We start from the raw sequence: 25,637 nt of genomic DNA, 5'->3' as shown, positions 1-25,637 counted from the left end.
ACCTCTACAATTTTTCTTAGTCGATTACATTGTACTAAAGTGAGCTATATATGGCTCTTATTTTATTACACAATTATATGGACATATTCAGATTAACTGCTTAATTAATCTACAACTTAGCTCATTTTTTCAAAAAATCCTTATTTTCGTCGTCCAATCAGGAGTAGAGGGTGAGACAATTAATTGTCTCACCCTCTTTGTTTTTATTTATCGACTAATATCCACTTAGACAATACAAATGTTATTGGTATTGTAATGACAAGTCCTATGAATGGCGCGAAAGTTTCGTTCAAATGTAGCCATTGTACAAATATATACAACAATAATGTTTGTAAACCCATATTCACAACTTGCGTGATAGGGAACTGAATGAATTTTTTAAATGTTGGTTGTACATGGTATACAAAATAACAATTTAGATAAAACGATATGATAAAGCTTATAATAAATCCTGATATATGGCTTATTAAATAGTTAATATCTAATACTTTTAACAATAATAAGTATACCCAGTAATAATTGATTGTGTTAATACCGCCTACGATAATGAAACGAAAGATTTCTCCATATTTCTTGTACATGATGTTGCTCCTTTATAAAACCTTGATTCATTATACGACAAGTCCACGCTTGTTACTATATTGTGCGTATAAATGCTCTTGTGCAATTTCTTTTAAGATTTCAACGACTTTATAAACTTCTTCATATGATGTGTATAAAGCAATAGGTGCTAAGCGTATAACATTTGGTTCTCTAAAGTCAGGTATAACGCCTTTATCTTTAAGTGCTAAACTAATGCGGTAGGCTTCATCATGAACTAAACAAACATGACCACCACGTTTAAAATCATCACGTAAATTACCAACAGAATAGCCGTAATCTGATAATGCTTCATCAATAAGATACATCAAATATGCTGTGATATGTACTGATTTATTTCTTATTGCATGCATACCTATTTCATTAAAAATATTGAGCACGCCTTCAAGTGGTGCCATTGAAAGAATATTAGGTGTTCCTACTTGCCAGCCTGATGCATCTGGTTGATGTTCAAATGTATGATTAAGTTGGAATTGTGTTTCATCTTTGTTTCCAAACCATCCAGCAGTACCAGGATTTTTATTGAAGTGTTTTTTATTAATATATAAACCAGCAGTTGAACCTGGACCTCCTGATAAATATTTATAAGTGCACCATACTGCAAAGTCAGCATCAATTAGAGTTAAATCCATTTCAATTGCGCCAATAGCATGACATAAATCCCATCCGATTATAATGTCACGTTCTTTAGCAGCCATCGTTAATTTTTCCATATCTAGTACTTGTGCAGAACGATAAAGCACGGTAGGTAATAGAATGAGTGCAACATCATCTGTCATAGCATCGATAATTGCATCTTCATCAATAAACATACCATCAGAGCTTGTCACGACTTTAACAGTATCTTCAGGATCTAATCCTTTTTGACGAACTTGACTATCAACAGCATAACGGTCAGTAGGGAAGTTTAAATCGTCTACTAATATTTTATATTTCTTGTCAGTTGGTTCGTAAAATGTACTTAAAGCTTGGTGAATATTAGAAGTTGTACTACCAACAATAACGACTTCTTCTGGATTAGCCCCGATTAGAGGTGCCATTTTTGAAGCGATTTGTTTAGAATAATGATAGTATTTACTATCTTCAACGTTCCAAATTTTAATACCTTCCTTTTTCCAAACTTCAAGCGCATTCAGTAGTGCTACCTCAGCATCTTTAGAAGCAAGACCTAACGAATTACCATCCATATAAATTTCATTAGGCTGTATGTAAAAACGATCGCGAACATTATGCAGAACATCTGCTTTATCTAAAGCATGAGCAAACTCTTTTGTTGTATTAAATGCAGTATCCATATGTTTCATCCCCTTAAAAATAATGAATAGTTCCTTAAATATAATTGTATACTTTCATAAGCAAAGTAACAAAGAAAATGTTGATGAATATTTTGAAGGTGATGTAGGGAGTGGAGTTTGGAAGTCTCTCATTTCCTCATTAAAAGTGTACACAAAAAAACTGCCAACAAAGTTTAAGCTTTGTCGACAGAATTATTTATAGTCGTTTTATTAGAAAGTTTTTCCTAAAGCTTTAGCGCGTTCGATTCCGTCAGCTTTAATTTCTTCTGCTTTTTCTGGGTTAGCATTATGACCTTCAACGATTAATCCATCGAAGTCAGTTATGCCATAGAAACTCATCATTTGTCCGATGTAACGGTGACCCATTTCTAATTCAGCTGCTGGTCCTTCGCTATAATATCCGCCACGTGCTTGGATATGTAGCGCTTTTTTATCTGGTAATAAACCAACTGGACCTTCAGCAGTATATTTGAATGTTTTACCTGCTACTGATACTGAGTCTAAATATGCTTTCATTACTGGTGGGAATGAGAAGTTCCAGAATGGTGTAACGAATACATATTTATCTGCATTTACAAATTGCTCACTTAATTCATTAAGGCGACGTACTTTACCTTGTTCGCCTTCAGAAAGTGCATCAAAGCCTGCTCCGGATTGTAGTTTACCCCAACCAGCAAATACATCTGCATCAATTTGTGGAATATATGAATTGTATAAATCAATATGAACTACTTCATCGTTAGGATTTGTAGTTTTATAACTTTCGATAAAAGCTTTAGCTGTTGCCATTGAAAAAGAAACAGTTTCATCATGTGGATGAGCTGTAATGAATAATACTTGTGACATAATATATTTCCCTTCTATTTATAAAAATTAAACTAACTATAATTATTATACTTATATTGTTTTATAAATCAATAGAAATACTCTTTTTAAATTAGCGACCTTTACACTTTACAGAGGATGTTACATTTTTAGAGATAAAAGAATAAAAATATAGAATACAATGCATGATAATTATAAGATGATATTTTTAGTGGTAGGATATATTTAGAATAATACATATTTTGAAAGGATGATGACATTTGAGTAAGAAGTTATATCTTATGCGACATGGACAAACATTATTTAATGAAAAGAAAAAGATACAAGGTGCATCAGATTCACCTTTGACAAAGCTTGGAATAGAACAGGCACTAATGGCAAAAGCATATTATGATGATGCCAATGTTCAGTTTCAATCATTATATTCATCTACACAAGAAAGAGCTTGTGACACGTTAGAATTGATATGCCCTGAGAAATCATATGTTAGATTAAAAGGACTAAAAGAATGGAACTTTGGCTTGTTTGAAGCGGAGAGTGAATTATTGAATCCACCACATAAACCTGGTGAAACATCATATGGAGACTACTTCGTTGATTATGGTGGAGAATCAAGTGTAGATGTTCAAAATAGAATGAATGAAACATTAACAGAAATCATGAAAAATGACGAAGCAGATACGATGTTAGCAGTTAGTCACGGTGGAGCTATATTTATGTTCTTACAGTTGTGGTTACCATTTGAGCAAGTGAAAGAAGTTAAATTTACGAATTGTTGTATATTAGAATTTGAATATGAAGATGCTAAATTCAAATTCATACAAGCTATCAATCCAACAGAAGATAAGTAAAGTGAAATTTAAAAAGAGCAGAAATTCATTATTAAAATTGAATTTCTGCTCTTACTTTTTATGAAAATCATTGATGTCTTAGGAACTTTTCATTGTATGGTGTTGATTTTGAGAAACTCTTCGATTAACAGTTGAATTAATCTACAACTTGGTCGATCTCTTAGATTAACTCCCGACTTAATCTACAACTTGGTCAATCTCTTCGATTAACTCCTGAATTAATCTACAACTTGGTCGATCTCTTAGATTAACTCCCGACTTAATCTACAACTTGGTCAATCTCTTCGATTAACTCCCGACTTAATCTACAACTTGATCAAACTCTTCGATTATTTTACAGAAGGTATATAGAATCGTGAGTTTTCGTAATGGAAAATAATTTTAGAATAGTCGAATGGTATGCCGGTACTTGTATAAAATATTTGTTCATATTCTAACGATGGATCGCCTTCGTTTAATTGTAAATGCCCAGCATCACTGGCAGATAGTTTATCTATTTTAAAATAAATATCTGTGAAACCGACTTTTACTTTTAAATTGTTTTCTACGTAATCGAATATAGAACCGTTTGCTATTTCTTCGTTCATATATAGTACAACATTTTTACTGAAATACGAAGTTTCTATACAGAATACTTTGCCATCAACGTATCTAATTCGCTCTACATAATATACAGTTTCATTATCTTGTAATTTTAATTGAGTTTTAATGTGTTCTTCAGGTTTAATTTCAGCTATTTTTAAGACTTTGCTTGTTACGTCGTGACCTTTCAAATCATCTGAAAATCCATCTGCAGTAAATAAGTTTAAGTAGCCATCTCTTTTTGGATTTCTTACATAAATACCGCTTCCTCTTGCTTGGTAAATTAATCCTTCTTTTTCGAGACTTTTTAAAGCGTTAATAATTGTACTCTTACTTACATTAAATTCAGATCTTAATATTTCTACGCTTGGTAATTTGTCTCCAGCTTCATATTGTCCATTCTCTATTAGCTCTTCAATACGTTCAGCAATTAATTCGTACTTCAGCATATTAAACCCCACTTTTCGTTGATAATACTTACATTATAGCATTTGTTAAATTAATAGTGCTATTTAATTTTGTATCTATCTTTACAAATTGTACCGGTATAATTATAATGTAAGAGTATACAAATAGAAAACGAGATAATTGGGGTGGAATTATGGCGAACAAAAACGAAAGAATAGCTAAAGAGATTCTTGAGGTAATTGGCGGGGAAGAAAATATTGTTAAAAGCACACATTGTGCAACACGGTTAAGACTTATACTAAAAAGGTCAGATCCAACTGCGAATGAAAAAGTAAAAAAAATAGAAGGTGTCGTTACAGTTGTTGAAAATAATGGACAATTTCAAGTAGTTATTGGGAATAATGTTGGAGATGTTCATAAGGCTTTTGATGAAATGATAGGTGGTTCTAATAAGAATCAGCAGCAAAATGAAACAGAAGATAAAGGAAGTATATTAAATAGAGTTATTGCTACAATGTCAGCTGTATTTGCACCATTTATTTATATATTAGCTGCTGCAGGTATTTTGCAAGGTTTATTGATATTAATTAATTTAATTGCACCTTCATTTTCTAAAACAGGAACATATGAAGTATTCAATTTCATATCTTGGGCACCATTTACATTCTTACCAATTTTTATTGCGATTACAGCAGCCAAACATTTTAATGTGAATATGTACATAGCTATTGCATGTTCTGCGGCATTAGTGAGTCCAGATTTTACTGCGATACTCGACAGAATTGGTGATGGAGAAACAGTTAGATTATTCGGTATGCCGTTAACTGAAACTGCATATACATCTTCTGTTTTACCACCATTATTGCTTGTTTGGATTTTATCTTACTTAGAAAAATTCCTAAATAAAACAATTCATGAAGTTGTAAGACCGCTGTTTGTACCATTCTTATCTATTATTATTATGGTGCCAGTGACATTGTTAGTAATTGGTCCAATTTCAACATTGGCAGCACATGGTATTGCGAATGGATATAATTCACTTGTTGAAGTTGCACCTTGGTTAGCAGGAGCAATTATTGGTGGAGTATGGCAAGTGTTTGTAATATTTGGTGTACATTGGGGAATTACACCAGTTGTTCTTGCAAACTTTGAACAACACGGAAGTGATTCATTCCAAGCTTATCAAACAATCGCTGTTATAGCGCAAGTTGGTGCGGTTGTAGGTGTATTTATTAAAGCGAAAAGTCAAGAAGTTAAGAGGGTATCATCATCTGCTGGTATCACAGGTATTTTTGGAATAACAGAACCCGCAATATATGGTGTGAACTTAAGATTTAAAAAGCCATTTATCATTGCCTGTATTAGTGGTGCAATTGGTGCATTTGTTGCCAGTTTCTTCAATCCAAAATATTATGCTTATGCAGGGTTGCCAGGTCCATTAACAATAGTAAATGGTTATAATGCAGATAATGTATCGTCAATTTGGGGGATTTTAATTGGTACTGCGATTGCGATTGTGTTACCTATTATACTCATTCAAATTTTTGGTTATGGTGAAGATACAACTGAACAAGTTGAAACTGCTGATGCAAATCAATCGAACGCAGTCGTTCCAAATGAAAAATTAGAAATTGAAGTTTATTCACCAGTATCAGGAAATATTGTTCAACTTGAAAAAGTACCAGATCCAGTGTTTTCAGAAGGTTTAATGGGTAAAGGTATAGCAATAGAGCCAAAGGATAATACAATTTATAGTCCAGTAGAAGGAAAAGTAAGCATGATTGCACCTTCTAAACATGCTATCGGAATTAATACTTTAGATGGGGCAGAAATTTTGATTCATATCGGTCTTGAAACTGTTGAGCTTAACGGTGAAGGATTTGAAGTATTGGTATCAGAAGGCGATGAAATATCTCAGGGTATGCCTTTAATTAAATTTGATAAAGATTCATTAGAAGAAAAAGGATATAACACAATTACGCCGGTTATCATCACAAATAGTGCAGAATTTAGTGAGATTATACCGGTTAACAACGCGAAGTCTAATAAAGGCGAAGTAATATTAAATATCATTAAAATATAAAGGAGTTTTTAAAATGGCTAAATTAAATAAAGATTTTTTATGGGGTGGCGCATTAGCTGCTAATCAATTTGAAGGTGGATATGATCAAGGTGGTAAAGGTCTAAGTGTTCATGATGTTATGACTGCAGGTGAGCATGGTAAAGCGAGAGAAATTACAGAAACGATTGAGGCGGATAAATTTTATCCAAACCATGAGGGTATAGATTTTTATAATAGATTTAAAGAAGATATCGGTTTATTCAATGAAATGGGATTAAAATGTTTACGTACTTCAATCGCTTGGACACGTATTTTCCCTAATGGTGATGAAACAGAGCCTAATGAAGAAGGTTTGAAATTTTATGATGATGTGATTGATGAATTGTTAAAATATAATATTGAACCTGTACTAACATTGTCACACTTTGAAATGCCATTACATTTAGCTCGTGAATATGGTGGTTTTAGAAATCGTAAAGTTGTAGATTTCTTTGTGCATTTTGCAGAAACGGTATTTAATCGTTACAAAGATAAAGTTAAGTATTGGATGACTTTTAATGAAATTAATAACCAAATGGATACGAGTAATCCAATATTCTTATGGACAAACTCTGGAGTAACTTTGTCAGAAGATGAAGATGCAGAAGAGGTATTATATCAAGTTGCACATAATGAATTAATTGCTAGTGCGCTTGCTGTTACAAAAGGTAAAGAAATCAATCCTAACTTTGTCATTGGGAATATGATTTCACATGTACCGATTTATCCGTATTCATGTAATCCAAAAGATATTTTAGAAGCAGAGATTGCAAGTCGTTTAAGATACTTCTTCCCTGATGTTCAAGTAAGAGGTTATTACCCTGGTTATGCATTGAAGATGTTTGAGAAAAAAGGTTACGACATTAAGTGGCAAGAAGGCGATGACGAAATCTTGAAAAACGGTACTGTAGATTATATTGGTTTTAGTTATTATATGTCTACTGTCGTTAAACACGATGCACAACAAAGTGTTGAAGGTAATGTTGTTAATGGAGGATTACCAAATTCAGTTGAAAATCCATATATTAAAGTCAGCCAGTGGGGATGGGCAATTGATCCAGTTGGTCTAAGATATACATTAAACGCGCTGTATAATCGTTACCAATTGCCATTATTTATAGTAGAAAATGGTTTCGGAACGACTGATGAGTTTAAAGAAGATGGAACAATTGATGATCAAGAACGCATTGATTATTTAAGAGAACATATTAGTGCATCAATCGAAGCGGTAGACGAAGATGGAGTCGAGCTAATGGGTTACACACCATGGGGCATAATTGATATCGTATCATTCACTACTGGTGAAATGAAGAAACGATACGGTCTTATTCATGTAGATCGTGACAACGAAGGCAAAGGAACACTTAAACGTACTAAGAAACAATCATTCTATTGGTATAAAAATGTAATCAATACAAACGGTGAAGAACTGAAATAAGAACATTGGGGCTGGGGCAAATTAATTTGTCTCAGCCTCTTGTCATTATATCAAAGGTTGATTTAGCGACGTATTTTAAGTAATAATGGTAAGTGCATAGAAATAAAATTATCGTAAAATAATGAAATGAATGTTTGAAGGAGTCTTTTTAATGCAAGAGAGGAAACTAGTCGCGGAAAAAGAAATTGAAATCAATATATACGACATAGATGCTATGGGTATTGTAAGTAATATAGTTTATGTGAAGTGGTTTGAAGATTTAAGAACTGCATTTATAAATCAGTATATGACTCACTCAGAAATGATGAAAAATAATATATCACCTATATTGATGAGAACAGAAGCGGACTATAAAGTACCACTAACTATACATGATAAGCCAATAGGAAGATGTTGGTTAGTCAAAGTAAGCAAGTTAAAATGGGAACTTGAATTTGATATTGTTACAGAAGATAACGTTCATTGTATCGGTTATCAAAAAGGTGGATTTTATGATGTAGTTGATAAAAAAATAGCACATACACCAAAAGTATTTTTAGAAATTTAAGTAAGGGGATAAAATATGTCTAAACTACAAAATGATTTAATTAAACCTATCGCTGTTTTTGATGCTGGCCTTGGAAGTTATTCAATCGTTGAATTATTAAGAAAAGAATTTCCTGCTCAAGATTTAATTTATTTAGCTGATCGAAATCAATTTCCGTATGGAAGGAAATCTAAAAGTGAATTAAAAGAGGTTGTTAAGACTACTATTCATTATTTAGAAAAGTGGGAACCAAGTGCAATTATTATTGCTTCAAATGCCCCGACAATTACAGTGTTAGATGAAATTAAACATGAATTTGAAACTAAAGTAATTGGTGTGTATCCACCAGTAAAAGAAGCGATTGAGAAATCTAGTTCTAAACAAATAGGTATACTAGGGGCACAATCATTAGTTGAAAGCGAAGAAATAGATGAATATATTCAAGGTGAATCATCTGAAAGTAACGTCTATAAATTTAATGCGTCTCCATTAATTGAACTTGTCGAGTCAGGTAAGTTCATTTCAGATAAGTATCGTACTTTAATGACTGTTAAACAATTTATCGATAATATTTTAGAAAATCATGAAGAAATAGATGTATTTACGTTATCATCAACACATTTACCATGGTTATATAGTTACTTTAAAGAATTATATCCTCATATTATGTTTATAAATCCAGCTCATACTATTGTAGAAAAAGTTCAACAGAACACTTCAAAAGGAAATGGTCAGATAAAATCCTTAGTAACAACGAATGAAGATTATACAATGGAAGACTTTGAAACAATGCTTGGAATGTTGAATATTCAATTGGAAATAGAAGAAATAGAAATATAATAAAGGAACCCCCAGTCTTGAGTGAAGACTGGGGTTTTTTTGATAGAAATGACAGATGACTTGATAAATAGAGTCCGTGAATTTATCAAGACAGGTCCAACATGATAAATAGAGCGGCTGAATATTGCAAGACGAGGCAAACATGATAAATAGAGCGGCTGAACTTATCAAGACGAGGCAAACATGATAAATAGAGCGGCTGAATATTGCAAGACAAGGCAAACATGATAAATAGAGCCCTTGAATTTATCAAGACAGGCCAAACATGATAAATAGCCTACCTTCCAACACCCAAATATTCTTCATTCTTCTTACTCCATATACGCCATTAGTATGAATTTATTAGAAAAGTAACAAAATTCAATCTTTTTAAGTATTTACTTATCCTTTTGTGCTAAAATTTTAAAGTACAGATATAAAGGGGAGGGTGATTAACTTTGAAGGTATTTGCAAAATTAGGGTGGTTTATTAAAAAAGAACGAAAAAACTATATTATCGGTATATTAATATTATTAATAGTAGCTTTAATTGATTTATTGCCCCCACAAATTATTGGGCGTGTTATTGATGGTATCACTTTTAATTCTTTAACGGGAAAGACACTTTTGATTTATGTCATTATTCTGTTTTTTGCGGCAGTTCTTACATATGCATTTCGCTATTTTTGGCGCATTATGATATTTGGAGCGAGTATGAGGTTGGGCAAGATATTAAGGTCTCGACTTTACCATAAATATACTTCGATGAGTCCTTCATTTTTCCAAGAGCGTCGTACTGGAGATTTGATGGCTCATGCTACAAATGATATAAGGGCAGTTCAGAATACTGCTGGTGGCGGTGTGTTAACAATTGCGGATTCATTGATGTCTGGCGGTGCTGTATTGATTACGATGGCAATTACAGTTGATTGGCGTTTAACTTTGATTGTAATGATACCTTTACCAATTATGATTATATTAACGAGCTATTATGGTAAGTTATTGAACCGCGGATTTAAAAAAGCACAAGCTGCATTTAGTCAATTGAATGATAAGACACAAGAAAGTATTGCTGGTATAAAAGTTACAAAGACATTTGGATATGAAAAGAATGATCAAGCTGATTTTAAAAGCTTAAGTGATGATGTTGTAAATAAAAATTTAAAAGTCTCTAAAATTGATGCATTATTCGATCCAACTATTATGGCAGTTATTGGTGTCAGTTACTTTTTAGCTATTTTCTTTGGTGCAAGAATGGTCATTAATGATGATATAACAATTGGGCAACTTGTTACATTTACAACGTATTTAGGAATGATGGTTTGGCCACTTTTAGCATTGGGTTTATTTTTTAATATTGTTCAAAGAGGTCATGCGTCATATGAGCGTATTAATGAAATAATTAATGTGAAAAATGAAGTTAATACTGAAGTTGAAACTCATAATATCCCTGAAGGTGACATTCAGTTTAATCTTAAAAACTTCAGCTTTCCAAATGATGAAAGTATAGCTTTGAGCAACGTTCAATTTACAATATCTAAAGGTTCTACTATTGGTATTGTCGGCAGAACGGGCTCAGGAAAAAGCGCGCTTATCAGATTATTATTACGTGAATTTGATACAGAACGAGCGAATGAAATTAAATATGGCGACCAACCATTACGACATTTTGATATTAGCAGCTTAAGAGCTCAATTTGGATATGTGCCACAAGATCATTTCTTATTCTCTACATCAATTCGTAATAACATTGCATTTAGTGACCCTTCATTAGAAAATAAAATCATCTATAATGCGAGCAAAACAAGCTATATTCATGAAGATATTTTAAGTTTTCCTGAAGGCTACGATACGGTTGTTGGAGAAAGAGGGGTATCTTTATCAGGCGGTCAAAAACAAAGGATTTCTATTGCACGTGCATTAATTATGAATCCTCCGGTATTGATTTTAGACGATTCATTATCAGCAGTAGATGCCGAGACTGAAGAACATATTTTAGAAAATATGCAGAGTGTAAGACAAGGCAAGACAAATATTATTACAGCTCATCGAATGAGTGCCGTTAGTCATGCAGATATGATAGTTGTTATGGATGAAGGCACAATCATTGAAAGAGGGACACATCAAGAGTTGATGAGTATTAAAGGCTGGTATTATGAAACATACCAAGCTCAAGCTTTACATGAAGAAATCGCGAGTAGTTTAGATGAGTTAGCGAAAGGGGATGACAGCAATGGCACAAAATCATAATTTAACTGCTAAAGATCAATTTGTAGTACTTAAAAGATTGATTAAATATACATTCCCCTTTAAAAGTATTATAGCGCTAGCTTTTTTAATGTTGACGATTTCAACAGTAGCAAGCATTGCTACACCTTATTTAGTGAAAATATTTATCGATGACTATTTAACACCTCAAGTATTTCCTGAAAATGATATAGCTTTATTAATAACAGTATTCTTTATTACACAAATAGTTGGTGCTGTTGCAACTTATTGGAATGTTTATCTTTTTCAATATTTAGCATTTAAAGTGATACAGCAATTGAGAATAGATGCATTTGATAAAATCGGTCAACTAGGTATGCGTTATTATGACAAGGAACCTGGAGGCAGCATCGTATCTAGATTAACTAACGATACTGAAGCCATCGTCGAAATGTTCATCGGTGTATTTGCATCATTTTTAATGGCAATCTTTATGGTCATTTCAAGTTATGTCATGATGTTTATTTTAGATTTTAAACTTGCATTAATGGCACTTGTATTTGTGCCGATTATTATCTTGATATTAGCGCTTTACAGAAAATATTCAGCTATATATTTTTCACAAGCAAGACAACTTTTATCTGATTTAAATGCAAAGCTTGCAGAATCTATTGAGGGTATGCGCATTATTCAAGTGTTTAATCAAGAGAAGAGATTGCAAAGTGAATTTAATGATATTAATGATGAACACTATGATTTTAATATGAAGACAGTTAAAATTGATGGGCTTTTGTTAAGACCAGCAATTAGTATGATTTCAGTCTTTGCCGTCATTATGATACTAAGTTATTTCGGTATATTGAGTTTTTCAGGTGCGGTAACAGCTGGTGTTGTATTTGCTTTTGTACAATACATGGAAAGTTTCTTTGAACCAATTAATCAAGTCAGTCAAAATTTAAACGTATTCCAACAAGCACTTGTATCAGCGAGCCGAGTATTTAAACTTATCGACAATGATATGGTCGAACCGAAACAATTAGAAAATAAAAACTATCATATAAGTGAAGGGAAAGTTGAATTTAAAAATATTACATTTAGTTATGATGGTAAAAATGATGTATTAAAAAATATATCATTTACTGCAAATCCAGGAGAAACAGTTGCACTCGTTGGTCATACTGGATCAGGAAAAAGTTCAATCATAAATTTATTTATGAGATTCTATGAATATAATCAAGGCGAGATTTTAATTGATAATCAATCGATTAAAGAGATACCTAAAAATGACTTGAAACATAATATCGGGCTAGTACTACAAGATGCATTTATATTTTATGGAACAATCACTTCAAATATAAAACTGTATCACCCTACAATGACTTTTGAGAAAGCAAGAGAAGCGGCTGAGTTTGTAAATGCAGATCAATTCATTAATAAATTACCTGGGAAATATGACCATCAAGTAATTGAAAAGGGAAGCGCGTTTTCAAGTGGAGAAAGACAATTGTTAGCATTTGCGAGAACAATTGCAAGTGACCCTAAAATATTAATTCTTGATGAAGCGACAGCTAATATAGATTCTGAAACAGAAGCTCAAATTCAATTATCACTAGAAAAAATGCGTAAAGGTAGAACGACATTGGCAATTGCACATAGGCTCTCTACAATACAAGATGCCGATCAAATACTCGTTCTTAATAAAGGTGAAATAGTAGAACGTGGTACACACGATGAATTAATTAAAGAAAATGGAATCTATCATAAAATGTATTTATTACAGAACGGATAAAGTGTAATGGGCAGATTTTAGAAAAATGTCCTTTATAAATTTAAGCCTGTGCAGATGAAAGCGTCTGTTCAGGCTTTTTTAATGTAAATCTGTATAATGAATAGTAATAGATTGTTAGAGGGGGATTTTACATGGGTGTTTTTGATGTAGATTATAATAAAATAACAGAACGAACACAATTTCCATATGAAATCGAAGTGATTCATCATACTTGGATAACAATGTCTGATGGGACTAGGTTATCAGCTAAAATATGGAAACCTAAGACGGATGACAAGACTAAGGGAGCTGTTTTGGAATATTTACCGTATAGAAAAGATGAATTCACAGCTTTAAGAGATGAAATTAGACATAAATATTTTGCTGGCTTTGGTTATACAGCAATTCGAGTAGATATAAGAGGTACGGGTGACTCTGAAGGTATTATTGAAGATGAATATCCATTGCAAGAACAAGATGATGCCATAGATATTATAAATTGGATTACATCACAACAATGGTCAAATGGTTCTGTAGCAATGATTGGTAAATCGTGGGGTGGATTTAATGGTTTGCAAGTAGCTGCTAGACAACCAGAAGCATTAAAGACGATTATATCATTATGCTCGACTGATGATCGTTATGCTGATGATGTGCACTATAAAGGCGGTACTTTGATGGCATCAGATATGCTCTGGTGGGCTTCAACAATGTTTGCTTATAATGCGAGACCTGCTTTTCCTAAATATTTTGGGGATAAATGGTATGAAAATTGGTTAGAACGTCTTGAACAGACACCGCCGTTTGTTGAAGAATGGGTAAGTCATCAAACAAGAGATGATTATTGGAAACATGGTTCAATTAACGAAGATTATTCTGATATTAAGATTCCAGTATTAACGATGAGTGGTTGGGCAGATGGTTATACAAATGCTGTATTTCGCTTAATGGAAAATTTAAATGTACCGAAAAAAGGTATTATTGGACCGTGGGCACACGAATTTCCAGATGTTGCAATTCCTGGTCCTCAATTTGGTTATTTACAAGAAGTCGTTTCATGGTTAGATAAATGGATGCAACAAGATTCAACTATAGATCATCAAGATGAATTTTTAGTATATTTGCAAGACAGCGTAGAACCAAAAACATCATATGATTATAGAGAAGGTAAATGGTTTGATTTGTTGAAAGAAGAAACGACTAAGAAAGATCTATTAAGTAGTATGACTAGAGTAATTTCATTAAAAAATAACCAGCAACATGGATTATATTCAGGCGTATTTTGTCCTTTTGGGCAAGAAGGAGATTTACCGGATGATCAAACTATTGATAATGATTTAGCTAGTTCATTTATGTTGGATACATTTGGTGAAACTTTGAATATAATAGGACAACCAGTAGCAAAGTTACATCTGAAATCTGATAGTAAATTTGGTAATATCCATGTTCGTATTACAGACGTACATCCAGACGGTCACAAGACGCTCGTTACAATGGGTCAACTTAATTTAAACCATTATAAGAGTCATGAAACACCTGAAGACTTACCGGTGAATGAGTTTATAAATGTTGAAGTGCCGTTAGATGTTATTGGTTATCAAATACCAGCTGGACATACAATAGAAATATCTATCGCACCTGCATATTGGCCACAAATTTGGCCAAGTAGAGAAGTAGCAAACATCGTAGTAGACTTAGAATATTCGCATTTGGAATTGCCATTAGTGGACAATTTTGAAGAAGTTCAATTAAACTATCAATTATCAGAAACAGCACAACCATTAGAAAAAATTATCCATAGAGAAGGTTCAAGAACGAGAGATATAACGAAGCGATTAACAACAAATGAATGGGTATTAAGAGATTATTCAGATGAAGGTTTAAGAACATTGAAAGAAAGTAATATCACATATGGCACCGAGAATCTGAATTTATATACAATTACAGAAGGCGATCCCCTCACAGCAAAAGTACAATGCGATTGGAAAGTAATCGTTAAAGATGATGATATTGATACCGAAGTAGAAACATATAGTACAATGACATGTGATGTAGACTATTATTATTTATACAACAAGCTAGTAGCATATAATGATGGCGTACAATGCTTCACAAAGACTTGGAATAAGAAAATAAAAAGAAACTATACTTAGAAGATTTATGAAGTATCAGGAATATATGCTAGGTAAAAAGGGTTGAATCCGGATGAATCGCACGAAGACTCCAGAGATATCGTGCGATTTAGATCCAAATCCAAATCCAAACTCAGATCCACAATCCATGCCATCTTTAATCATCCTTAATATAGCAAAACCCGTGAGAGCCAGTAGTTATCGTGGCTCTCACGGGTTTCTTTTTAATCTATATATCGATATGACATAAGTTCTTGTAACATATTGATTTCTTCTTGTAACTTAGCTCCGATATTTGTATCGCGAACTTTTTTTCTTTCGAGTTCTTCATCTACAACACGTCGTACGGATAGTTCGTCAGCACCGTTTAGTAGTACGTTTTCTTTTGTACCAAAGTGTTTGTGAGCTACAAGTTGCATTCCGAATGAGTTATAAAGTAATGTATAGCCAGCGATACCTGTTGTAGATTGGTATGCTTTTGAAAATCCACCATCAATGACAATCATTTTACCGTTTGCTTTAATTGGATTTTCTCCATCTATTTCTTTTACAGGTGTATGTCCGTTTATAATACGACCTTGTTCTGGGTCCAAGTTGAATTCTTCCAACATTTTACGGCACATTTCACTGTCTTCTCTTAAATAGTAGTATGGATTTTTTTCTTCTTTATGTGAAGCTTTATCTTTTATGAAATATCTTTCGAATGTAGTCATGGCACGTTTCCCGAATAGTGAAGAATATTTACCTGTCCATAAATACCAGATTAAATCTGTAGATAAATCATCTGTTTCGTTTTTATGGCTAAATGACTCTCTAATATGATATTCGAACTGATCAAGTAATTCTCGTCCATTATACATCTTGCCGTCAATTTCCATTTCTTCCATGTTGCCGTGTTCATCTACCGGTATACAACCATGGATCAATAAATTACCGTTATATTTTAAATATAAATCTCCTTTTTTCATTAAGAAATTCATATGACGTTTGAGTTTCTCTGATTCTTGAACGGAGAGTAGTAATTTATTAATGACTTCTTCTTCTTCTTCAATTAATTCTGCTGGGTTTGCACGATTAATTGTTTCAAAGCATGTATTTTCAAGTGGGTAAGTATGACCATATACTGTAAACTCTTGTTTATCGTAATCTACTTTTTCTAGGACTAATCTTTCTTCCATATCAAAAGAAGGTCTGCGTTTAATAATTGGGCTTTCTAATTTAAATTGAATAATAGCGATTGCTTGATGAATTTTAGTGATTTGTAATTTTTCATCTTCAGATATTTTTTTTTCTGCGTGTTGTTTTGGATAAAAAGCAGGATTATCTCCATAATATTTTTCTGCTAAATTGACTAATGGTCGCAAGTTTATACCATAGGCATCTTCAATTATATCTAGATTATCGTAACGTGCGCATATTCTTAATATATTTGCTAAACATACTTTAGAACCTGCATAAGCACCAATCCAAAGTACATCATGGTTACCCCATTGAATATCAACTGAATGATAGTTAATCAGTGTTTCCATAATTTTATCAGGTTCTGGGCCACGGTCATAAATATCACCAACTACATGTAAGTGGTCTACAACAAGTTGTTGTATGGTATATGCTAAACCGGTAATGAGTTTATCTGACTGTCCAAGAGAGTTGATTTTTTGAACGATTGTTTCATAATAAGTAGTCTTGTTATTATAGACATTACTTTTATATAAAAGTTCTTCGATTATGTATACAAATTGTTTTGGTAAAGCTTTACGTAATTTAGAACGCGTATACTTACTTGAAGCATATGAAATAAGGTGAATCATTTGTTGAATTGTTTCAACGTACCAGTCATTTAAATCAGCTTTTGTTTCAAATTGATTTTTTATAAGCTTTAGTTTTTCTTCTGGGTAATAAACTAAAGCAGCAAGTTCACTAATTTGTTCTTCAGAATGTGTATCTTTAAAAATATCATGAATTTTAGCTCTAACATTACCCGAACCATTTCTTAAAACGTGTTGAAAAGCATGATATTCACCGTGCAAATCACTGACGAAATGTTCAGTTCCTTTAGGTAAGTCTAATATAGATTGTAAGTTAATAATTTCAGTCGCTACTTTTTCTTCTTCGTCAAACTTTTCTGCTAATAAATTTAAGTACTTTTCTTTTAAATTCTGGTTGTCATATTGAGTCATGAAAAAATCACTCCGTTCATCATATTTAAATTTTATTATTTTAAATTAAACATACCATTTGAGATATAGTATATCACATTAAGCGTTTTCTTTAATGGTTTAAAACAAGGTTAAAGAGGTTATAAAAGTAAAAAAGGAGCGGATGACTGATGAGCTGTAAAATAGAAAGAATTTATGAAAGTGAAGAAGAAAATACAATTAGAGTGTTAGTCGATAGAGTATGGCCAAGAGGTATATCTAAAGATAAAGCTAACCTTGATCATTGGCTGAAAGAAATTGCGCCTTCTGACACTTTAAGAAAATGGTTTAATCACGATCCAGATAAATTTTCTTCCTTTAAAGAAAAATATAAAAAAGAACTAAAATCTGGCGAGCAACAAGAAGCTTTAGAAGAACTAAAAGAAATATACAAAAAAAGCGATAAAAAGGTTGTCTTATTATACAGTGCGAAAGATGAAAAAAATAATCAAGCAGTAGTTCTAAAAGAAATAATTGACCATCAGAAAAAAGATTGATATAAACATATTTTAAAACTGGCAATTTACTGCCAATATAATGATAAGAGGCTGTGACAATTAATTTGTCAAGCCTCTTAATTCTGTCCTTTTATTGCTATTTTATGCTTCTATTCAACTGTTGATACATTGTCTTTGCATCTTCTTTTGTGCTTATTCCATGAACGTTCATGCGACCGTCTTTAAATAAAGTCATGTTTATATCTGCATACTTTATAAATTTTACATAATCATTTTCTTTAATAATATGACCTGGGAAATAGTGTGCGAATTCAAATGCTTGTTGTTTAAATCTGAATAAGAATGTATCTCCACAAAGTGATTCTATTGATGGATGATAAGAATTATTCAAAGAATGGTATGTTTTTTGTTCACATACAATACAATTGTTGTTTTTTAAAACATCTACATTCCTAGTGCGTGTAGATATTTCAAAGGTATCAATCGTAATCAGTTTTTTAGAAAATCCATTTCCAGAAACGAAGCGTAATAATTCGGATACTTCATAACTTGCTACTTGTTGAACGACAGGTGGTAATACACCATTAATTGCACAGCTTTCACCAGTATGTGGAACTGTATTAAGGATGCACTGCAAACAAGGCCCAGTAAAATCTATAGCATATACAGTTCCTTTGCTTCCAACTGCTGCTCCGTATATCCATGGAATCTGTAATTTATGGCTCACTTCATTGATTAAAAAACGCATATCAAATTGATCCATTCCATCAATTATGATGTCAGGTTGTATTTTGCTAATGATGTCTTCAATGTTATTTGATGTCATTTCTTGATGAATCGCATTTAGTTCAACATTATGATTAATTTGCTTTATTTTCTCTTTTACAGCGTATACTTTTGGTAACATTGCTTGTGCATCATGTTCATCATAAAGTGCTTGGCGATGTATGTTTGACAGTTCTACAATATCCATGTCGATGATTGATAATTTATGTGCACCCATTCGAGCTAATAATTCAGCGACATGGCTACCAAGAGCACCAGCACCCATGATTAAAATATTTGTATTTTGTAATTGTTTTTGGCTTTGTTCTCCAAAGTGCTGATACTTTATTTGTCTTTCATAACGGTTCATTATAAGAAACCTAAACCTTCAGTAGGGCTAGATGCTTGTGCAGTATATTTAACAGGTATTCTACCGGCAGTATAACTTAATTGTCCTGCTTCAATACCTAACTTCATTGCGCTAGCCATAGTTACAGGGTCTCTAGCACCAGAAATAGCAGTGTTTAATAAAATAGCATCTGCACCTAATTCCATTGCATAACAAGCATCTTTCGGAGACCCAATACCAGCATCGACGATAACAGGAATACTTGATTGTTCTATAATATATCTTAAGTTAAGAGGGTTATTGATTCCTCTACCTGTACCTATTGGTGAAGCGAGTGGCATAATAGCGTGAACACCTAATGCTTCTAATCTTTTTGCTAGCACGACATCACATGAAATATATGGACATACGATATAGCCTTTTTCTAATAAAATTTCACAAGCTTTGTAAGTTTCTATTGGGTCAGGCAATAACGTTTTATCATCACCAATTACTTCCACTTTAATGAGATTACATAATCCAGCATGATTCGCAATTTCAGCAATGCGCACAGCTTCTTCGGCAGTATGAGCACCAGCTGTATTAGGGAATGTAATGAATTTTTCTAAGTCTACGTTAGCTAAAGGATTGGGTAAAGATTTATCATATAAATTCATTCGTCTAACAGCAAAGGTTAGAACTTCCGTGCCAGATGCTAGTATGGCTTCAGATTGTGTTTGTTCGTCTTTGAACTTTCCTGTACCTAATAATAATCTTGAGTTAATTTCATATGGTCCTATTTTTAACATTTTATCCGCCTCCGACAAATTCTAATAGTTCTAATCGATCTGACTCTCTAACGAGAATATTGCTAAATTGATCATTCTTTACAAGTGTGTCATTCCATTCAACTATAATTCTTTCTTGATCTAACTCTAGCGATTGGAGTAAATCAGACAAAGTTAATACTTCGTCGAAATTAAATTCATCTCCATTGATCATACATTTCATAACTGAACACTCCTTTTAACTTTAAAATCATCTAATAATGATGGTGCTTGATCGTTAACTATCCATTCAGAAAGTAACTTTCCAATGATAGGTGAAAGTAAAATACCATTTCTATAATGTCCAGTTACTAAGAAAAGACCATGATCTATTTCATCCATAATTGGCCATTCATTATGAGTGTATGGCCGAATACCAGACCATTTATGGATGATATTGCTTTCCTTTAATATTGGTATATATGATGTTGCTTGGTTAATTAACCACTTTTCTCCTTCAGCTGAAGTGCCAACGGAATAGTCATCAAAATAACTTGTAGCTCCAACTAGGAATGTATTGTCTCGTTTAGGTACAATATAGCATCCATTCGTTATAAACAAAGTTTGTTTCAAACTAAGCTGTTCATTCTTTAACAACAATACTTCACCTTTAACCCCAGTTAATTTCGGCTCAATTTGATAGTCTTCTAATAGTTTATTACTCCATGCACCTCCTGCTACGACAACCTTTTTTGAGAACAAAATAGTATCTGAAGTATGAACTTTATAACAATCTTTTAAACGTTTGATTGCTTTAACTTCAGTGCTATATAATCGTTCAATCCCTTTATTGGTAATTGATTTTAATAATGCTTTTGTATATTTTGAAGCATTAATCTGACCGTCATCAGGGATGTATATAGCAGGATGCTTAAATTCAATTGTATGTTTAGAAAGATTGTCTAAATCCTTTTTGTTTAATGGTGTTACAGATCTATCTCGCTCATTTAAAAAATGATATTGCTCTGTTAAACATTCGACGTCTTCTTCTGAAGCGGCCATTTTGATTAATCCGTGTTCTTGATAATCTATATTAATGTTTGTTTCTTTATATAATTCATGGCTTAAAGCTTTAAAATAATCTCTTGAACGTAAAGCGAGTTGGTAAAGTGCTGTATCTTGAACAAATTCATTTTGAGCACCTAACATGCCACCTGCTTTATATGATGCATGTAAACCAGGGATATCACGATCAATTACTGCAATAGATAAATGTGCTTTGTCCATTAACTCACGTGCAATAGACATGCCGATTACACCGGAACCGACAATTATAACGTCATACATATGCATGCCACACCTTCCTTAAATGTTCTATTTCTTGAATGCTACAATCTCTGAAAAAGGAAATTGCACAAATTCCTTGAAAACCTGCTGGAAGTACTTTAAGTGAATCTTGATTGATACCACCAATAGCATAAATAGGGATATCAATCGAAGTTGCAATCTTGATTTCATCAACAGATTTAGGAATGAGACCTTCTTTTGAAGATGATTCAAAGACATGTCCGAAAAATACAAAATCTAAATGATGATGTTTAGCAAGTTCAACACCTTGAACAGAATGCGTCGACATACTAACTGAAATATGTGGATGAGACGCTTTATATAGAAAAGCTTGTTCGTCATTTTCTCGAAAATGAATAAAGTGTAAGTCATATAATTCAAGAACAGAAATATCTGTATGAACCATTAATTTGTCTCTAGGAAAACCATGAGTTAACAAATAATCGATCGCGTTACATAATAAATTGCGACTCATAGGAACTCTAAGCAATAATAAGTCAATATCATTTGAAAACTCTATATAATGATCTAAGTCATCATTAACTAAATGCTTGTACGGTGAAATGGCTATAAACAATTGAATCACTCCAAATAAAAAAGCGCTATTTTTCCATATATAGAAAAATAGCGCAAAAATTAGCTTCTTTAGATACGCCACTTTCCTACGCCAGTATGAACTGGATCAGGTTCTGGGAATCCTAAAGTCGCTACTTTAGTCTCAGCCTCTAATAAGGCACTTCCAGTGGTCTGTTATTTAATTATTAATTTCATTGTACATATAATAGTCTGAATGTTCAAATAGAAAATTAAAATAACACGAGTTTAATAAAAATAATAAAGGGAATTAAAACAAATAATAACTAGTTTCTCTTTATACGTATGAATAAAAATGCTACATGATTTTATATCATAAAAGGTGGGATGAGAGATGGGTACACTTTTATTTATCATTGCATTACTTATAATCGTAATTTTATATCTCATAGTTAGAATGAAATATATATCAGACTTTAACAAAAGAAGAACAGTACGTAAAAGAGAACAAAGATTAAAAGAACTTATTAACTCAGCATTCAAAATCGATAGGTTACAATTAATCGAAGAACGGAAAGCAGATATTAAATTAAAATATAATAAAAGAGCGATAGCCGTTAAACGAGAACAAATCAAAAAGGTAGATTCAAGTGACGAAGAAAGAATTGAGATTAAATATGAATTGCCAGATGGTATAACTAAAGAAGAAATCTTTGATTTTATAATAGAAAATAGTAACTTCTATATTACTGAAGAACGCTATAATAATTTAAAAACTCAAACAGAGTAATTGAATGGAGGCTATTATGATGAATCCTGTAGTCAAAGTATATACAAATGAAAAAGATTTAGAAACAGACGTCAATACATTAAAAGACCAAGGCATTAGCCAAAAAGACATTTATATACTCTCATCAGACGAAGCACACACAGCAGAAATCGTAGAGCAAACAGAATTAGAAAATATCAATTACAATAGAAAAGATATTGGTGGATATTCTTATAAAGAAGATGAATTTCTAAGGAAGTTAGAAATACTTAATATAACTGAAATAGAAGCAGAAAAATATATAAAAGAAATAAAACAAGGAAAAGTATTACTGATCGTAACAGATCAAAGAATAAAAGGCGTATTAAAATAACGTCGTTATAAACATACTAAACCCCAGCAGACACAAAAGTCATGCTGGGGTTTTAGTATCTATAGCATTCAAAATTAAGAAGCTAAAGCATCAATTACATAAAATACACCAAACAATATAAACATAAAAGCAATCATGAATGAAATAAATACCGCAGCAAGAAGCGGGTTGAATAATAAAACAATACCTGCAAAAATACCAATTGAAATGACATTAGAATATGAAACTAAAAAAATGAACATTTATATTCAGGAAGCATACTTTAAATCCACACTATTACAAGGCATAGAAAGCTCACTTAAAGGTTTGAAAAACTATATTTTTCAGGCAACAATGTAATGATTGGATGTTTGAGTTTATTAAAGAATGAAGATAATAGTTTGATAGCAAATATAAGTGATTATAATTCTTTATATATTAAAGATACTGAATATTCTTCTATTACTCACTTACCTTTATTATCGTTTATGGCAAATGTATCTAGAAGAAATTTGATTTAAATCTCAAAAAAATTTTCAGTGTATTTTAATTTTATTTATTATATAATTAATTTAGTAAATTTTAATTAAAGGGAAAAAATATGATTGAAAATGAATTGGATAAAATTTTGAGTATAGCTAAAAAAGAAAATCATTATATTACTAGGGAAAAAGCGTTTGATGTTCTCATGTGCTCAATTTATTGTTATAAATCAATAGATTATAAATTGAATTGGTATGATTTAATAAATGAAAATATAACTGATGGAAAAAATGATGGGGGAATTGACTTCGTCTATTTTGATGATGAAAACACAAAAGTAGTAATTGGACAAAATAAATACTCTAAAAACATCAAAGTAAATGACATTTTTGCTGAAGTTAGCAAAATTAATAATACGTTATATGATTTTGATAAGGAAAAAACTACTTCTTATAGTAGAGAGGTTAAAAAGTTATTACGTAATTCTTTAGATAGACTTACTGATGAAGAAGAAGGGAATGTTGAAATCGTATTTTCTTCTACGAGTCAAGTTAGTGAGAAAGAAGTACTGAGAAAAGTAAATAATGTACAAAATTCAAAATTTGTAGAATTTAATTTATTAAATGAGATAGAAATTGAAAAAGTTATTGAGGAATTGAAGCAATCATTAGAAGTTGCAAAAGAATATAAATTTGAAATAGATAAATCTAAAAATGCATTAAGATATGAATCTGATGATTATAAAGGTATTGTTGTTAATATCAGTGCAACTAGTTTAAAGATTGCTTATGAAAAATTTGAACGTGATGGACTATTTAATATGAATATTAGAAGATATATTAAGTCTAAAAATGTTGATGATCCCATTATTCATAGTATGAGGAAAAGTCCGGAAGATTTTTGGGTTATGAATAATGGAATAACGATTGCATGTAATGACTACATATTAGATGGGGATAATATTAAAGTATATGATTTTTCAATAGTTAATGGTGGACAAACTACTCATCTGATTGCGAAAAATTTAGATTCATGTAAAGAAAATTTTTATGTAATATGTAAAATCATAAAGAAAAAAATGATAGTAAAGGAAATGAAAGAACATTTTTTAACAGTATAGCTGAAGCTACTAATTCTCAAAAATCTATACAACCAAAAGATTTAAAAGCAAATGCTCCTGAAATGGTTCATCTTCATAAGATTTTAATTGAACAAGATATTTACTTAGAAATAAAAAGAGGAATTCCTACTCCTAGAAAGTACTCAACAAACAAGATTAAAAATGAAGAATTTGCACAGATATTTTATTCATTTGTCTACCAAAAACCGGGTACTGCTAGATCTTCAAAAAGAAGCTTATTTGCTAATAATAATCATTATAAAAGTATATTTAAATTAGATTATGCTTCTGATAATAATAAAGTCAAGTTTATAAAAGACTTGATAGATTTAAATAAGCGAATTGGTTATATTATACAAGGAATCAAGGACAATAACCATGAGTTAGAAATATTTGATAATGAACATATGATAATACTTAATAATGGTAAGTATTCAATAATTGCTATAATAGGATTAATATATAGAATTGTTAATAATGATCCTGGTTCAAAGAATAAGGGTGACTTAGTAGGTGATGATTTTGTATATGGTGAATTTTTATCTAACTATAAAGAAGATGATATAGACGAAAAACTAAAGGATTTAATAGTGGAATATGTTCAAATATTGAAAGAAATTTATGATAATGAGTTTACTTTGGGGAACGTCACAAGTCCTAGTAATTTCTTTAAAACAGATAAAAAGTATATTGATAAAATAGCAAGTAAGATAATAAATAATCAAAAAGTAAAAAGAAATAACCATGAATTAATTGATGCTTATGGTGATTTATTTAGAAGAAAGTTATAATCTATTAAGCTTGTGAATTAGTAGTGTCTATATAAACTATCCAGATAAATTCATTTTAAGAGTTTATCTGGATTTTTTATAAAACCATTTTTTATTGAGATAAAGTGATTTGGATATATTAAAATGTCATGGAGTTCTTAATATAGATCTAATAAAATTGCTTAATCTAACGG

At 31.7% G+C, this 25,637-nt stretch carries 24 protein-coding genes, 1 pseudogene and 1 riboswitch; of the genes and pseudogenes, 14 read left to right on the top strand and 11 right to left on the bottom strand.

The features are described from left to right. Positions 1-203: 203 nt before the first annotated feature. From CD129_RS10370 to CD129_RS10360, 3 genes are all read right to left on the bottom strand, one after another. Positions 204-581, bottom strand: coding sequence for a GtrA family protein (locus CD129_RS10370; protein ID WP_078357841.1), 378 nt, complete (start codon positions 579-581; stop codon positions 204-206). Between the two features lie 30 nt (positions 582-611). Beyond that, complete coding sequence (gene kynU, locus CD129_RS10365) at positions 612-1,895, bottom strand: kynureninase (protein ID WP_115337092.1); 1,284 nt, start codon at positions 1,893-1,895, stop codon at positions 612-614. A gap of 210 nt (positions 1,896-2,105) precedes the next feature. Then, a complete protein-coding gene (locus tag CD129_RS10360) occupies positions 2,106-2,741 on the bottom strand; it encodes an FMN-dependent NADH-azoreductase (protein ID WP_115337093.1) in 636 nt (211 codons plus the stop codon). 239 nt (positions 2,742-2,980) lie between these two features. Here CD129_RS10360 and CD129_RS10355 point away from each other — a divergent pair, with 239 nt between their 5' ends. After that, a complete protein-coding gene (locus CD129_RS10355; protein ID WP_203153765.1) occupies positions 2,981-3,571 on the top strand; it encodes a histidine phosphatase family protein in 591 nt (196 codons plus the stop codon). A 329-nt stretch (positions 3,572-3,900) separates the two neighbouring features. On the opposite strand, the gene CD129_RS10350 is transcribed toward CD129_RS10355, so the two are convergent. Next, the gene (locus CD129_RS10350; protein ID WP_115337095.1) at positions 3,901-4,602 is read right to left on the bottom strand and encodes a GntR family transcriptional regulator; all 702 of its coding nucleotides are present in this window, start codon (positions 4,600-4,602) and stop codon (positions 3,901-3,903) included. Between the two features lie 152 nt (positions 4,603-4,754). Here CD129_RS10350 and CD129_RS10345 point away from each other — a divergent pair, with 152 nt between their 5' ends. The 7 genes from CD129_RS10345 (at position 4,755) to CD129_RS10315 (ending at position 15,573) form a co-directional block, all read left to right on the top strand. Beyond that, a complete protein-coding gene (locus CD129_RS10345; RefSeq protein WP_115337096.1) occupies positions 4,755-6,644 on the top strand; it encodes a beta-glucoside-specific PTS transporter subunit IIABC in 1,890 nt (629 codons plus the stop codon). A 13-nt stretch (positions 6,645-6,657) separates the two neighbouring features. After that, a complete protein-coding gene (locus tag CD129_RS10340; RefSeq protein ID WP_115337097.1) occupies positions 6,658-8,100 on the top strand; it encodes a 6-phospho-beta-glucosidase in 1,443 nt (480 codons plus the stop codon). 151 nt (positions 8,101-8,251) lie between these two features. Beyond that, positions 8,252-8,647 (top strand): acyl-CoA thioesterase, encoded by a 396-nt coding sequence (locus CD129_RS10335; protein WP_115337098.1) that lies wholly within the window; start codon positions 8,252-8,254, stop codon positions 8,645-8,647. Positions 8,648-8,662: 15 nt separating this feature from the next. Next, positions 8,663-9,466 (top strand): glutamate racemase, encoded by an 804-nt coding sequence (locus CD129_RS10330; RefSeq protein ID WP_115337099.1) that lies wholly within the window; start codon positions 8,663-8,665, stop codon positions 9,464-9,466. A 437-nt stretch (positions 9,467-9,903) separates the two neighbouring features. Continuing rightward, complete coding sequence (locus CD129_RS10325; RefSeq protein WP_115337100.1) at positions 9,904-11,694, top strand: ABC transporter ATP-binding protein; 1,791 nt, start codon at positions 9,904-9,906, stop codon at positions 11,692-11,694. Further along, on the top strand, positions 11,678-13,441 hold the full coding sequence (locus CD129_RS10320) for an ABC transporter ATP-binding protein (protein ID WP_115337101.1): 1,764 nt from the start codon (positions 11,678-11,680) through the stop codon (positions 13,439-13,441). Before CD129_RS10325 ends, CD129_RS10320 begins: the two co-directional genes overlap by 17 nt. Before the next feature lie 131 nt (positions 13,442-13,572). Continuing rightward, positions 13,573-15,573 carry a CocE/NonD family hydrolase gene (locus CD129_RS10315; RefSeq protein WP_115337102.1) on the top strand — a complete coding sequence of 667 codons (2,001 nt, stop codon included), beginning with the start codon at positions 13,573-13,575 and terminating at the stop codon, positions 15,571-15,573. 203 nt (positions 15,574-15,776) lie between these two features. Here CD129_RS10315 and CD129_RS10310 read toward each other — a convergent pair whose 3' ends face one another. Next, positions 15,777-17,732, bottom strand: a complete 1,956-nt coding sequence (locus CD129_RS10310; RefSeq protein ID WP_115337103.1) for a fructose-1,6-bisphosphatase — start codon at positions 17,730-17,732, stop codon at positions 15,777-15,779. A gap of 149 nt (positions 17,733-17,881) precedes the next feature. On the opposite strand from CD129_RS10310, the gene CD129_RS10305 reads away from it, so the two are divergent. Further along, positions 17,882-18,247 carry a DUF488 domain-containing protein gene (locus CD129_RS10305; RefSeq protein WP_115337104.1) on the top strand — a complete coding sequence of 122 codons (366 nt, stop codon included), beginning with the start codon at positions 17,882-17,884 and terminating at the stop codon, positions 18,245-18,247. Positions 18,248-18,344: 97 nt separating this feature from the next. Here CD129_RS10305 and CD129_RS10300 read toward each other — a convergent pair whose 3' ends face one another. The 5 genes from CD129_RS10300 to CD129_RS10280 are packed head-to-tail and all read right to left on the bottom strand — an operon-like array spanning position 18,345 to position 22,001. Continuing rightward, entirely contained in the window at positions 18,345-19,343 is a 999-nt protein-coding gene (locus CD129_RS10300; protein WP_115337105.1) for a ThiF family adenylyltransferase, read from the bottom strand. Further along, positions 19,343-20,110 carry a thiazole synthase gene (locus tag CD129_RS10295; protein ID WP_115337106.1) on the bottom strand — a complete coding sequence of 256 codons (768 nt, stop codon included), beginning with the start codon at positions 20,108-20,110 and terminating at the stop codon, positions 19,343-19,345. The genes CD129_RS10300 and CD129_RS10295 overlap by 1 nt, the downstream gene beginning before the upstream one ends. A 1-nt stretch (position 20,111) precedes the next feature. Then, a complete protein-coding gene (gene thiS, locus CD129_RS10290) occupies positions 20,112-20,312 on the bottom strand; it encodes a sulfur carrier protein ThiS (RefSeq protein ID WP_107509365.1) in 201 nt (66 codons plus the stop codon). Beyond that, positions 20,309-21,415, bottom strand: coding sequence for a glycine oxidase ThiO (gene thiO, locus CD129_RS10285; protein ID WP_115337925.1), 1,107 nt, complete (start codon positions 21,413-21,415; stop codon positions 20,309-20,311). The genes thiS and thiO overlap by 4 nt, the downstream gene beginning before the upstream one ends. Next, on the bottom strand, positions 21,408-22,001 hold the full coding sequence (locus CD129_RS10280) for a thiamine phosphate synthase (protein WP_115337926.1): 594 nt from the start codon (positions 21,999-22,001) through the stop codon (positions 21,408-21,410). Before CD129_RS10280 ends, thiO begins: the two co-directional genes overlap by 8 nt. A 56-nt stretch (positions 22,002-22,057) precedes the next feature. Continuing rightward, a riboswitch (TPP riboswitch) is annotated at positions 22,058-22,166 on the bottom strand. 177 nt (positions 22,167-22,343) lie between these two features. On the opposite strand from CD129_RS10280, the gene CD129_RS10275 reads away from it, so the two are divergent. Then, positions 22,344-22,739, top strand: a complete 396-nt coding sequence (locus tag CD129_RS10275) for a hypothetical protein (protein ID WP_078358408.1) — start codon at positions 22,344-22,346, stop codon at positions 22,737-22,739. Between the two features lie 16 nt (positions 22,740-22,755). Next, the gene (locus CD129_RS10270) at positions 22,756-23,091 is read left to right on the top strand and encodes a YflT domain-containing protein (protein WP_239711057.1); all 336 of its coding nucleotides are present in this window, start codon (positions 22,756-22,758) and stop codon (positions 23,089-23,091) included. Positions 23,092-23,165: 74 nt separating this feature from the next. On the opposite strand, the pseudogene CD129_RS10265 reads toward CD129_RS10270, so the two are convergent. Then, positions 23,166-23,294: pseudogene (locus CD129_RS10265) on the bottom strand (DUF308 domain-containing protein); the annotation flags it as partial. Between CD129_RS10265 and CD129_RS13245 the strand changes: the two are divergent. From CD129_RS13245 to CD129_RS10255, 3 genes are all read left to right on the top strand, one after another. Beyond that, positions 23,260-23,430 carry a hypothetical protein gene (locus CD129_RS13245; protein WP_170167694.1) on the top strand — a complete coding sequence of 57 codons (171 nt, stop codon included), beginning with the start codon at positions 23,260-23,262 and terminating at the stop codon, positions 23,428-23,430. The pseudogene CD129_RS10265 and the gene CD129_RS13245 overlap by 35 nt on opposite strands. A gap of 241 nt (positions 23,431-23,671) precedes the next feature. Further along, a complete protein-coding gene (locus CD129_RS10260; protein WP_115337107.1) occupies positions 23,672-24,673 on the top strand; it encodes an AIPR family protein in 1,002 nt (333 codons plus the stop codon). Then, positions 24,670-25,464 (top strand): AIPR family protein, encoded by a 795-nt coding sequence (locus CD129_RS10255; RefSeq protein WP_115337108.1) that lies wholly within the window; start codon positions 24,670-24,672, stop codon positions 25,462-25,464. Before CD129_RS10260 ends, CD129_RS10255 begins: the two co-directional genes overlap by 4 nt. The last annotated feature ends 173 nt before the right edge of the window (positions 25,465-25,637 follow it).

Origin of the sequence: Mammaliicoccus fleurettii, from assembly GCF_003970575.1 — a bacterium.
GTDB classification, from domain to species: domain Bacteria; phylum Bacillota; class Bacilli; order Staphylococcales; family Staphylococcaceae; genus Mammaliicoccus; species Mammaliicoccus fleurettii.
The sequence above is the reverse complement of the archived record's forward strand: the minus strand, read 5'-3'. Positions and strand labels throughout refer to the sequence as shown.